10 protein-coding genes and 1 pseudogene are annotated in these 12,503 nt (G+C 65.3%); all 11 read left to right on the top strand.

The genetic code is table 11. The annotated features are described in order from the left end of the window. The first annotated feature begins 66 nt into the window (after window positions 1-66). The 11 genes and pseudogenes from RZR99_RS09875 to RZR99_RS09925 all read left to right on the top strand — a co-directional run bounded on the left by RZR99_RS09875 (window position 67) and on the right by RZR99_RS09925 (window position 12,413). Entirely contained in the window at window positions 67-1,047 is a 981-nt protein-coding gene (locus tag RZR99_RS09875; protein ID WP_323119569.1) for an AAA family ATPase, read from the top strand. 73 nt (window positions 1,048-1,120) lie between these two features. After that, complete coding sequence (locus tag RZR99_RS09880; RefSeq protein ID WP_323119570.1) at window positions 1,121-2,236, top strand: NAD(P)/FAD-dependent oxidoreductase; 1,116 nt, start codon at window positions 1,121-1,123, stop codon at window positions 2,234-2,236. A gap of 135 nt (window positions 2,237-2,371) precedes the next feature. After that, window positions 2,372-2,683: a high-potential iron-sulfur protein gene (locus RZR99_RS09885; protein WP_323119571.1), complete on the top strand. Its 312-nt coding sequence runs from the start codon at window positions 2,372-2,374 to the stop codon at window positions 2,681-2,683. Window positions 2,684-2,877: 194 nt separating this feature from the next. Continuing rightward, the gene (locus RZR99_RS09890) at window positions 2,878-4,179 is read left to right on the top strand and encodes an MFS transporter (protein WP_323119572.1); all 1,302 of its coding nucleotides are present in this window, start codon (window positions 2,878-2,880) and stop codon (window positions 4,177-4,179) included. A gap of 36 nt (window positions 4,180-4,215) precedes the next feature. Then, window positions 4,216-4,305, top strand: a pseudogene (locus tag RZR99_RS09895) (ion transporter); the annotation flags it as partial. 1,145 nt (window positions 4,306-5,450) lie between these two features. After that, complete coding sequence (locus tag RZR99_RS09900) at window positions 5,451-7,079, top strand: ABC transporter substrate-binding protein (protein ID WP_323119573.1); 1,629 nt, start codon at window positions 5,451-5,453, stop codon at window positions 7,077-7,079. Window positions 7,080-7,192: 113 nt separating this feature from the next. Beyond that, window positions 7,193-8,203: an ABC transporter permease subunit gene (locus tag RZR99_RS09905; protein ID WP_323119574.1), complete on the top strand. Its 1,011-nt coding sequence runs from the start codon at window positions 7,193-7,195 to the stop codon at window positions 8,201-8,203. A gap of 85 nt (window positions 8,204-8,288) precedes the next feature. Then, window positions 8,289-9,206, top strand: a complete 918-nt coding sequence (locus tag RZR99_RS09910; protein WP_323119575.1) for an ABC transporter permease subunit — start codon at window positions 8,289-8,291, stop codon at window positions 9,204-9,206. A 75-nt stretch (window positions 9,207-9,281) separates the two neighbouring features. Beyond that, a complete protein-coding gene (locus RZR99_RS09915) occupies window positions 9,282-10,277 on the top strand; it encodes an ABC transporter ATP-binding protein (protein ID WP_323119576.1) in 996 nt (331 codons plus the stop codon). Then, entirely contained in the window at window positions 10,274-11,290 is a 1,017-nt protein-coding gene (locus RZR99_RS09920; RefSeq protein WP_323119577.1) for a peptide ABC transporter ATP-binding protein, read from the top strand. The genes RZR99_RS09915 and RZR99_RS09920 overlap by 4 nt, the downstream gene beginning before the upstream one ends. Continuing rightward, window positions 11,283-12,413 (top strand): TraB/GumN family protein, encoded by a 1,131-nt coding sequence (locus RZR99_RS09925; RefSeq protein WP_323119578.1) that lies wholly within the window; start codon window positions 11,283-11,285, stop codon window positions 12,411-12,413. The genes RZR99_RS09920 and RZR99_RS09925 overlap by 8 nt, the downstream gene beginning before the upstream one ends. Window positions 12,414-12,503: the final 90 nt, after the last annotated feature.

Here is a 12,503-nt window from a genome sequence, read left to right on the forward strand (position 1 = left end):
TTTCGGGGGGCTACACTGAAATCGCGGGGTCTGATGGGCAGACAGCGGTGAGCAGTGGGGTGGGCGATGACGACGGCGATGGTGAGACAGGAACTGGCGGTGGCGTCGTTCAGCACGGTCTACGATCTCGAGCGGGTCGAGACGGCGCTGAACGATCTGAATGACGGCGCGAGCGATGCGTTGCGCTCGACTTACGAGAAGATGCTGAAGACGGGCAACCTGCGGTTCTGCGTGAAGCCGAACCGGATGCCCGCGTTCGACACGCTGGCGCAGACGCTGCCGAATTTCGCGGAACCGCTCGACGATGTGCGCAAGCAGGTCGCGTTGTGCCTCGAAACCGAAGACCGCCTCGAATTGATGCCGATCCTGCTGCTCGGCGCGCCGGGCATCGGCAAGACGCATTTCGCGAAGGCGCTTGCGAAGATGCTCGGCACCGCCTACCACTACGTGCCGATGAGTTCGCTGACGGCGGGATGGATTCTGTCGGGGGCGTCGTCGCAATGGAAGAACGCGAAGCCGGGCAAGGTGTTCGATGCGCTGGTCAACGGCAGCTATTCGAACCCGGTGATCGCCGTCGACGAGATCGACAAGGCGGGCAGCGACGCGCAGTACGATCCGCTCGGCGCGCTGTATGCGCTGCTCGAGCACGATACCGCGAGCGCGTTCATCGACGAGTTCGCCGAGGTGCCGATCGACGCGGGCAACGTGATCTGGATCGCGACCGCGAACGATGCGCAGTCGATTCCCGAGCCGATTCTCAACCGGATGAACATCTACGAGATCGAGCCGCCCGATGCGGCCGGCGCGCGCCGCATCGGGCAGACGATCTATGGCGAGATCCGCAACGCGCACGCGTGGGGGCGGCGGTTTCCGGAGACGCTCGGCGACGCGTCGCTCGACGCGCTCGCCGCGATGCCGCCGCGCACGATGCGGCGCGCGCTGCTGCACGCGTTCGGCGCGGCGCGGCTCGACGGGCGCGACGTGATGCAGCCGCGCGACATCCGCCCCGACGAAAGCGGCGCGCGGCGCCGTCCGATCGGCTTTTGAGCAAAGGGCCGGCAGTGCTGCGCTGCACGACGTACAATCGTGGCTCCTGCTTTCAGGCGCGCAAACGACGCGAATGACAATGGAGCGGATTGATTGTGTGGTGATCGGCGCCGGCGTGGTGGGGCTGGCGATCGCACGCGAGCTGGCCGGGCGCGGGCGCGAGACGATGGTCCTGGAGGCGGCCGACGCGATCGGCACGGGCAGCAGCTCGCGCAACAGCGAGGTGATCCACGCGGGGCTGTATTACCCGCGCGGGTCGCTGAAGGCGGCGCTCTGCGTGCACGGGCGCGACATGCTGTATGAATTCTGCGAAGCCAGTCATGTGCCGCATCGCCGATGCGGCAAGCTGGTCGTCGCGACGTCGGCCGCGCAGCTCAAGCAGATGAAGGCGATTGCGGCGCGCGCCGAGGAAAACGGCGTGCTCGATCTGCTCACGCTGTCGCGCGACGAGGTGCAGACGCTCGAACCCGAACTCGAATGCGTCGGTGCGCTGTTCTCGCCGAGCACCGGGATCATCGACAGCCATCAGTTGATGCTGGCGCTGCTCGGCGACGCGGAGCGCGACGGCGCGGTGTGCGCGCTGCTGTCGCCGGTCGAGTCGATCGACGTGCTGAGCGGCGGCGGGTTCCTGATCCGCGCGGGCGGCGCGGAGCCGACCGAGATCGAGGCGAACTGCGTGATCAACAGCGCCGGGCTGGGCGCGCAGGCGCTGGCGCGGCGCATCGGCGGGCTCGATCCGCGCTGGGTGCCGCCGCTGTATCTCGCGCGCGGCAATTATTTCAGCCTGTCGGGCCGCGCGCCGTTCTCTCATCTGGTTTATCCGATGCCCGACCGGGCCGGGCTCGGCGTGCATCTGACGCTCGATTTGGGCGGACAGGCGCGCTTCGGCCCGGACGTCGAATGGATCGATGCGCTGCGCTACGACGTCGATCCGCGTCGCGCGGACGCGTTCTACGCGCTGATCCGCTCGTACTGGCCGGGTTTGCCGGACGATGCGCTGCAGCCGGCGTACTCGGGCATCCGGCCGAAGATCGCGGGGCCGGGCGAGCCGGCCGCCGATTTCATGATCCAGGGCGTGGCTCAGCACGGGGTGCGTGGGCTCGTGAATCTGTTCGGTATCGAGTCGCCGGGCTTGACGGCGTCGCTGGCGATCGCGCAGCGGGTGGGCGAGATGGCGGCGCGCGCGTAGGCGGCGCGTCGTTGTGTCGCTTTTGAATCCCTTATCTCCGGAATTTCGGGCCGCACATGGGTGGGCTTGGGCGTTATGCTTGTGACCGGCTGCCGCTAGAGCAGCTCACAACCCACAATGTTGGAGCGAGTCCCCATGAAAACGTCCCGCCGGAGTTTCCTGATTTCGAGCGTCGGTGCCGTGTCGGCACTGGCGTTGTCGCGCGAAGCGTTCGCTGATGCGCCGATGCTGACCGAAACCGACCCGACCGCTGTCGCGCTCGGCTACAAGTCCGATGCGACCAAGGTCGACAAGGCCAAGTATTCGAAGTACGCGGCCGGCCAGGATTGCGCGGCGTGCATGTTGTACCAGGGCAAGAAGGGTTCGGCGTCGGGGCCGTGCGGCGCGTTCCCGGGCAAGCAGGTGCAGGCGAAGGGGTGGTGCAGCGCGTTCACGAAAATGGCGTGATGCGCGCAGCGGCATCGTGCGGTGCCGCATCGCGTGACATCGAAGGACGCTCGTCATCGGTCGGATGACGGGCGTTTTTTTATTGCTTGAAATCGATTCCAACGCTTTCTACACTCGCTGCACGACAGCGCGCGCTCTGGCGAGGGGTGTGGTTTCGTCGGGCGTGGCGGGGCATATCGACAGGCGGGGGACGAATGGCATCGGTGGCGACTTCGACGAAGACGGCGGGGCATGCATTGAACCGGCGGGCGGTGATTGCGGCGGTGATCGGCAATGCGCTGGAATGGTATGACTTCACCGTGTTCAGTTTCATGGCGGTGGTGATTGCCGAGCTGTTTTTCCCGACGAGCAGCGAGTATTCGTCGTTGCTGCTGACGACGGCGACGTTTGGCGTCGCGTTTTTCATGCGGCCGATCGGCGGGATCGTGCTGGGTTTGTATGCGGATCGTGCGGGGCGCAAGGCGGCGCTGTCGCTGGTGATCCTGCTGATGACGGCGGGTATTTTCCTGCTGGCGGTGGCGCCGCCTTATGCGGCGATCGGGATCGGCGGGCCGTTGCTGATCGTGTTCGGGCGGCTGCTGCAGGGGTTTTCCGCGGGGGGCGAGTTCGGCAGTGCGACGGCGCTGCTGATCGAGGCGGCGCCGTTTTCGAAGCGGGGGTTTTACGGCAGTTGGCAGATGTCGAGCCAGGCGGCGGCGCTTTTGATCGGTGCGATCGTCGGTGCGACGGTGACGCGCGGGTTGTCGGTCGAGGCGCTGCATTCGTGGGGCTGGCGGGTGCCGTTCATTCTCGGGCTGGTGATCGGGCCGATCGGGTTCTATATCCGGCGACACCTCACGGATTCGGAGGCGTTTCTGCACGCGAAGCAGAGCGCGCGGCGCGCGACGCTCGGCGAGGTGCTGTCGCAGCACGGGCGTGAGGTCGTGTGCGGGCTCGGGTCGGTCGTGGCGCTGACCGTGACGATCTACGTGCTGATCAGCTATCTGCCGACCTTCGCGGTGAAGCAGCTGAAGCTGCCTTACGCGGAGTCGTTCTATGCGGTGATCATCGGCAATCTGCTGCTGACGGTACTGTCGCCCATCGCGGGGGCGTGGTCCGACCGGATCGGGCGCAAGGGACTGTCGCTGTGGTCGCTCGTGCTCACGCTCGTGCTGATCTATCCGCTGTTCGTCTGGCTCGATGCCGCGCCCAGCATCACGCGGCTGATCATCGTTCAAGCCATTCTGTCCGTGACACTCGCCGGATACTACGGGCCGTTCGGCGCGATGATCGCCGAGCTGTTTCCCGCCCATGTGCGGTCGACCGGACTGTCGCTCGCCTATAACGTCGCCGTCATGCTGTTCGGCGGGTTCGGGCAGTTCATCGTGACCTGGCTCATCAAGGCCACCGGGACGCCGTTGGCACCGACCTATTACGTCATGGCCGGGTTGGCGATTTCGGTTTTGGCTGTCGCGTTTGTGCCTCGTAGGAGTGTGGATCTTGATGATGGGCGGTGAAGGGGTAGTAGGGTTTCTGGCGGTGAACTTGTTTTCGTGTCGGTCTATCAGCGTCGCCCCTCCCCGGGGCAGGGGTCACTTTTCTTTGTCTTGCCAAAGAAAAGTAACCAAAAGAAAGGCGCTTTTCTGATCCAAGCTTAAGGTGCCCTCATCACACTGACTGGCCCAGCACCTAAGTGTCCACCACGTTCAGAACGCGGATAGGCGCGCGCAGGCACTGAGGCATCGCACCACGGTACGAAGTGGTATGCCTCCAGTCCGCTCCATCCTCGCTTCGCTCGGACGTCAGGTACACCCCTGCTCGAGATGTTTGCGGGCGGTCGAACTGGTATCGCCCGCTCCGGATTCGTCGATCAATCAGCCGCGCCCGCATATCAGTGATGAATGCGGGCGTTGTTGCATGTGGGTCTGGAGATGGTGGAAGGAAGGGGGGGCGTCGTTGAATGACGATGGGCGGGCATGGAGGTCAAGAGGTTTATGTGCCGGGACCGTTTGCTTGTGCGTGGATGATGTACCCGATGTCCGAGCTTGCGAGGATGGAGCGGACTGGGGGCATACCACTCTGTTTCGTGGTGCGATGTCACGGTGCCTGCGCGCGCCTATTCGCGTTTTNCGGGACCGTTTGCTTGTGCGTGGATGATGTACCCGATGTCCGAGCTTGCGAGGATGGAGCGGACTGGGGGCATACCACTCTGTTTCGTGGTGCGATGTCACGGTGCCTGCGCGCGCCTATCCGCGTTCTCATCGTGGTGGACACTTAGGTGCTGGGCCAGTTCGTTTTACGGGGGCACCCTAAGCTTGGATCAGAAAAGCGCCTTTCTTTTGGTTACTTTTCTTTGGCAAGACAAAGAAAAGTGACCCCTGCCCCGGGGAGGGGCGACGCTGATAGACCGACACGAAAACAAGTTCAACGACAGAAAACCCACCCATAAGCCCCTTATCCCAGCAAGTTCCCCGAAAGTGTTTTGCCTTGCCTAAGAAGAAAAGAGTCCTGAATCCAGCACATCCGCTAATAACCATTTCACAAAAAACTAGGTAGCAACGCTAATAGACGAAAACACCTCTGAACTCCTGGCCCGGAGCGGGGCTAGCTTCCGGAGGGGGGGCCTCTCCGCGGCATATTGAAATCGGCCATTCCCGCCGACCGCCGGGCGGCCATTCCCGGCCGCCCCCCTTCGATAATTTTCTCCTCCTTGTTCCCATATCGAAAGCTCAAGTAATATCCGCCTACGCTGGCCCAGGCCAGCCCTGAACTGGAGACTGGAGGAAACATGGAACATAATCGTCTGTTGCGCGCACTGCGTGTTACCGCCATTGCGGGCGTTGCAGCGGCATCGTTCGGCATCGCGGGCGCTGCCTTCGCGCAGATCCCGAATAAAACGCTCGTCTACTGCTCAGAAGGCAGCCCGGCAGGCTTCGATTCCGCACAATTCACCACTGGCGTCGATTTCACCGCCTCGACCTTCACCATTTACAACCGCCTCGTCGAATTCGAACGCGGCGGCACCCAGGTCGAACCCGGCCTCGCGGAAAAATGGGATGTGTCGCCCGACGGCAAGGCATACACCTTCCATCTGCGCCACGGCGTCAAGTTCCAGACCACCGACTACTTCAAGCCCAGCCGCGAATTCAACGCGGACGACGTCCTGTTCACGTTCCAGCGCATGCTCGACCCGAACCAGGCGTTCCGCAAGGCCTACCCGGCATCGTTCCCGTACTTCACCGACATGGGCCTCGACAAGCTGATCACCAAGGTCGAAAAAGTCGACCCGTACACGGTCCGCTTCACCCTCTCCGAACCGAACGCGCCGTTCATCCAGAACATGGCGATGGAGTTCGCATCGATCCTGTCGGCCGAATACGCCGACCAGCTGCTCAAAGCCGGCAAGGCCCCGGACATCAACCAGAAACCGATCGGCACCGGCCCGTTCGTGTTCCGCAGCTACACGAAAGACGCGACCATCCGCTTCGACGGCAATCCCGACTACTGGAAGAAAGGCGACGTGAAGATCTCGAAGCTGATTTTCTCGATCACCCCCGACCCGGGCGTGCGCGTGCAGAAAATCAAGCGCAACGAATGCCAGGTGATGAGCTATCCGCGCCCCGCCGACATCGCGACGCTGAAAGCCGATTCCAACGTCGACATGCCCTCGCAGCCGGGCTTCAACCTCGGCTATCTCGCGTACAACGTCGAACGCAAGCCGCTCGACAAGGTCGAGGTCCGCCAAGCGCTCGACATGGCGATCAACAAGAAAGCGATCATCGAATCGGTCTACCAGGGCGCCGGCCAAGCCGCCGCCGCGCCGATGCCGCCGACCCAGTGGTCGTTCGACAAGAACCTGAAGGGCGCCGCCTACGATCCGGCGAAAGCCAAGGCGCTGCTCGCCAAGGCCGGCTTCGCCAGCGGCTTCGAAACGACGCTGTGGGCCATGCCCGTGCAACGCGCCTACAACCCGAACGCACGCCTGATGGCGGAAATGATCCAGGCCGACTGGGCGAAGATCGGCGTCACCGCCAAGATCGTCACCTACGAATGGGGCGAGTACATCAAGCGCGCGCACGCCGGCGAACAAGGCGCGATGCTGATCGGCTGGACCGGCGACAACGGCGACCCCGACAACTGGCTCGGCACGCTGCTCGGCTGCGACGCGCTCAAGGGCAGCAACTTCTCGAAGTGGTGCTACAAGCCGTTCGACGACCTGGTCCAGAAGGGCCGCGTCACGACCGGCCAGGACGCCCGCACCAAGATCTACCTGCAGGCGCAGCAGATCTTCGCGCAGCAACTGCCGTTCTCGCCGATCGCCAACTCGACGGTCTACCAGCCGGTGCGCAAGAACGTCGTCGACATGCGCATCGAGCCGCTCGGCTACGCGCGCTTCGACGGTGTCGGCGTGAAGTAAGCCGCGCAGAGTACGCTGTCAGACTGACTGGACGATAAATCACCCGGCGGCGGGGAGTCACAAGCTCCTCGTCGCCGGTCGCACATTTCCCACAAGAAAATCCGAGACCCACCATGTTTCGATTCGTTTTGCGCCGCATCGGCATGGTGATCCCGACCTTTATCGGCATCACCATTCTTGCGTTCGCGCTGATCCACCTGATACCGGGAGACCCCATCGAAGTGATGATGGGCGAGCGCGGCGTCGATCCCGCCATGCACGCGGAGGCGATGAAGCGCCTCGGGCTCGACGAGCCGCTGCCGATACAGTATCTCCACTACATCGGCCGCGCACTGCACGGCGACCTCGGAACCTCGATCATCACCAACAGCAGCGTGATGGGCGAATTCCTCGCGCGCTTTCCCGCCACCGTCGAACTCTCGATCTGCGCGCTGCTGTTCGCACTGCTCGTCGGCCTGCCGGCCGGCGTGTTCGCCGCGCTGCGGCGCGGCACCGTGGTCGACCACACCGTGATGGGCACCGCGCTCACCGGCTACTCGATGCCGATCTTCTGGTGGGGCCTCATCCTCATCATGGTGTTCTCGTCGTATCTCGGCTGGACCCCGGTGTCCGGGCGCCTCGCCGTCGAATACGAAATTCCCCATACCACCGGCTTCATGCTCATCGACACGCTGCTGTCCGGCGAAGAAGGCGCATTCGCGTCGGCGGTGAGCCACCTGATCCTGCCCGCGATCGTGCTCGGCACGATCCCGCTCGCGGTGATCGCGCGAATGACGCGTTCGTCGATGCTCGAAGTGCTGCGCGAGGACTACATCCGCACCGCGCGCGCGAAAGGCCTGTCGCCCGCCCGCGTGATCGTCGTGCATGCGCTGCGCAATGCGCTGATCCCGGTCGTCACCGTGATCGGCCTGCAGGTCGGCACGCTGCTCGCGGGCGCGGTGCTGACGGAAACCCTGTTCTCGTGGCCGGGCGTCGGCAAGTGGCTGATCGATGCGATCGGCCGCCGCGACTATCCGGTCGTGCAAGGCGGCATCCTGATGATCGCGACGCTCGTGATCGTCGTGAACCTGGTCGTCGATCTGCTGTACGGCGTGCTGAATCCGCGCATCCGCCACACGAGGTAAACACCATGCACTCCCACGCTCCCATTCATCCGCTGCGCCTCGAAGGCGCGCGCGCCTCCATCGAGGCGGCCCCGCAGGAGGCGCCGTGAGCGACATCCAAAATGCCATGCCCAGCCAGGCCGCGCCGGTGAGCGGACGCACGCTCGCGCTGCGCGAATTCTGGGCCAATTTCTCCCGCAACCGCGGCGCGGTCGGCGCGGGAATCGTCGTGCTCGCGCTGATCGTCGTCGCGCTGTTCGCGCCGCTGCTCGCGCCGCACAGTCCGATCGAACAGTACCGCGACTACGTGAAGATCCCGCCCGCATGGCTCGACGGCGGCAACTGGAAATTCATTCTCGGCACCGACGAAGCGGGCCGCGACATCCTGTCCCGTCTGATGTACGGCGCGCGGATGTCGTTCTGGATCGGCTTCGTGTCCGTCGTGCTCGCGCTGCTGCCGGGCATCGTGCTCGGGCTCGTCGCGGCGTTCTTCCAGTCGTGGGCCGACACCCCGGTGATGCGCGTGATGGACGTGCTGCTCGCGCTGCCGTCGCTCCTGCTCGCGGTGGCCGTCGTCGCGATCATCGGGCCGGGCCTCACCAACACGATGCTCGCGATCGCGATCGTCGCGCTGCCGGGCTACGTGCGGCTGACGCGCGCGTCGGCGCTCGGCGAACTGCAGAAGGAATATGTCACCGCCTCGCGCGTCGCGGGCGCGGGCACGCTGCGCCTGATGTTCTCGCAGGTGCTGCCGAACTGCACGGCGCCGCTGATCGTCCAGGCGACGCTCGGCTTCTCGTCCGCGATCCTCGACGCGGCCGCGCTCGGCTTCCTCGGGCTCGGCGTGCAGCCGCCGACGGCGGAGTGGGGCGCGATGCTCGCCTCCGCGCGCGACTACATCGACAACGCCTGGTGGATCGTCACGATGCCCGGCCTGTCGATCCTGATCTCGGTGCTCGCGATCAACCTGCTCGGCGACGGGCTGCGCGACGCGCTCGATCCCAAACTGAAACGGATGGCGTGAGATGAAACGACCCCCACACGCGCTGCCTCCCGAGGGAACGGTCGGCATTCCTGGAACCATCCGTCGGGTACTGACATGAGCAATCTACTGACCATCCGCAATCTCGCGGTGAGCTTCAACGGCCTGCCGGCGGTCGACCGGATCAACCTGTCGATCGCGCCGGGCGAAGTGGTCGGCGTGGTAGGCGAATCGGGCTCGGGCAAGAGCGTGACGATGATGGCGCTGATGGGCCTGATCGACGCGCCCGGCATCGTCACGGCCGACGAAGTCACGTTCAACGGCGTCGACCTGCTGAAGGCCAGCGCGAGAGCGCGCCGCCGGATCATCGGCAAGGACATCGCGATGGTGTTTCAGGACGCGCTGACGAGCCTGAATCCGAGCTATACGGTCGGCTACCAGATCAAGGAGGTGCTGAAGCTGCACGAAGGGCTGCACGGCGATGCGCTCAGGAAGCGCGCGCTCGAACTGCTCGACCAGGTCGGCATTCCCGATGCGAAGAACCGGATCGATACGTTCCCGCACCAGATGTCGGGCGGCATGAACCAGCGCGTGATGATCGCGATGGCGGTCGCGTGCAATCCGAAGCTGCTGATCGCCGACGAACCCACCACCGCGCTCGACGTGACGATCCAGGCGCAGATCATGGATCTGCTCGTGCAACTGCAGAAGGAGCGCGGGATGGCGCTGGTGCTGATCTCGCACGATCTTGCGGTCGTGTCGGAGGTCGCACAGCGAGTCGCGGTGATGTACGCGGGCGAGGTGATCGAGACGAATCACGTGCCGGACATCTTCCGCGAGCCGCATCACCCGTATACTGAAGCGCTGCTGGCCGCGATTCCCGAGCACAACGTGGGCGCGAAGCGGCTCGCCGCGCTGCCGGGCATGGTGCCCGGCCGCGACGACCGTCCGAGCGGCTGCCTTTTTGCCCCGCGCTGCAAGTACGTGGCCGACGATTGCCGGAAGGCGCGCCCCGCGCTCGCCGAACTCGCCGCCGGCAACGACGGCATGCGCGCGCGCTGCATCAAGCCCTTGAACCTGCAAGCGATCGGCACACCGGGAGGCGCACGATGAACGCAGTCCACGAAACGCCCCGCGCCGCGCCGCACGACGACGTGGTGCTCGTCGCCGACCAGCTCGCGCGGCATTACACGGTGAAGCGCGGCATGTTCGGGCAGGGCACCGTGAAGGCGCTCAACGGCGTGTCGTTCGAGCTGAAACGCGGCAAGACGCTCGCCGTCGTCGGCGAATCCGGCTGCGGCAAATCGACGCTGGCCCGTCAGTTGACGATGATCGAGCCGCCCACCTCGGGCCGCCTGTCGATCGACGGCCGCGATGTCGCCGGCGCGAGCAAGGACACGATCGCCGAACTGCGCCGCCGCGTGCAGATGGTGTTCCAGAATCCGTTCGCGTCGCTGAACCCGCGCAAGACCGTCGAGCAGACGCTCGGCGAGCCGCTCGCGATCAACACCACACTGACGGCGGCGGAGCGCGCGCAGCGCATCGCGCAGATCATGCGCACGGTCGGGCTGCGGCCGGAGCATGCGAAGCGCTATCCGCACATGTTCTCGGGCGGCCAGCGGCAGCGCGTCGCGATCGCGCGCGCGATGATCCTCGATCCGCAGATCGTCGTCGCCGACGAACCGGTGTCCGCGCTCGACGTGTCGATCCAGGCGCAGATCCTGAATCTCTTCATGGATCTGCAGGAGCAGTTCAAGACGAGCTACGTGTTCATCTCGCACAACCTGTCGGTGGTCGAACACATCGCCGACGACGTGATGGTGATGTACTTCGGCAGCGTCGCCGAACTGGGCGACAAGAAGACGATCTACGCGCGGCCGCGCCATCCGTACACGCGTTCGCTGATGTCGGCGACGCCCGCCATCTTCGAATCGGACCGGAAGATCCAGATCAAGCTGGAAGGCGAGCTGCCGTCGCCGCTCAATCCGCCGTCGGGCTGCACGTTTCATCAGCGCTGTCCGTACGCGGTCGAGCGCTGCCGGACGGACGTGCCCGTGCTGCGCGACGTCGATCACCGGCTCGTGGCCTGCCATCGCGCCGAGGAGGTAGGGGAGGCCAATGCCTGAAGCAGTAGCGGCGCGCACCCTCGCGCGCCGTATGCGTATCGGCGGCAGGCGCGCGGCGCGCGTCTGCCGGGCCACCCGGCGATGGGGCGCGCGTGCCCTGGCGGGCGCGGCGCTCGCCGGCGCGTGCGCCGGCGTCGGCCTGCTGATGCCGGCCACCCTCGCGCAGGCGGCCGGCGCAGCGGCGAATGCGCCGCTGCACCCGTCGCAGCTCGCGCCGTCCGGCCTGTCGCTGCCGGGCTTCCACACCCCGCCGGGCACCGTGTCGGGCGGCCCGGTGCGCACCCAGCCCGCGCGCATGCCGTTCTATGTCGCGACGAAGGGCAAGACCACGATCTACCTGCTCGGCACGATGCACGTCGGCGATCCGGCCGACTATCCGCCGACCCTGCCGTTCCGCCGGCCGATCCTCGCCGCGCTCGCCGCATCGCCGACACTCGCGCTCGAACTGTCGCCGGACGACCTGCTCGAATCTCAGGACGACGTGTCGAAGTACGGCATCTGCAACTACGCCTGCCTGCCGCGGCTGCTGCCCGAGGCGCTGTGGCAGAAGCTCGCGAACCGGCTGCACGGCAACCCGGCCGCGCTCGCCGGGATCCGCCGGATGCGTCCATGGCTCGCGGCGCTGGTGGTCGAGACCTATGATTCGCTGTCGGCCGGCCTGCAAACGGAATACGGCACCGAGGCGCAACTGCAGAATGTCTTTCTGCGTAAAAAGGGCGGGAAAGTGGTGGGCCTCGAGACGCTGGCCGAGCAGATGCGCGCGTTCACCGGGCTGACGCTCGAGCAGCAGCGCGAGATGCTCGCGCAGGACATGGTGCAGAGTCCCGCGCAGAATGCCGCCGACGTGAAGGCGCTGCATCGGCTGTGGCGCATCGGCGACGCGGATGCGCTCGCCGCGTGGGCGACCGCGAAGTCGGAACGGCTCGCGCGCTCGAAGCCCGTATCGGATGCGATCGACAACAAGATCGTGTACGAGCGCAACCGGCGCTTCGTGTTCCGGATGACGCAGATCGCCGCGCCGAACCGACCGCTGTTCGTCGCGATCGGCGCGCTGCACTTCGGCGGCCCGAAAGGCGTACTCGAGCTGCTGCGCCAGCAGGGCTACCGGGTCGACGCGAACTGACGGGAAGACGGGATAAACCCTTGCCGGGCAACGAATATTGTTTCAACGATTGACACCCCCCGGACGTAAATCTATTCTCCAATCCACAAC

The organism is Burkholderia alba, assembly GCF_034721475.1.
GTDB lineage: Bacteria > Pseudomonadota > Gammaproteobacteria > Burkholderiales > Burkholderiaceae > Burkholderia > Burkholderia alba.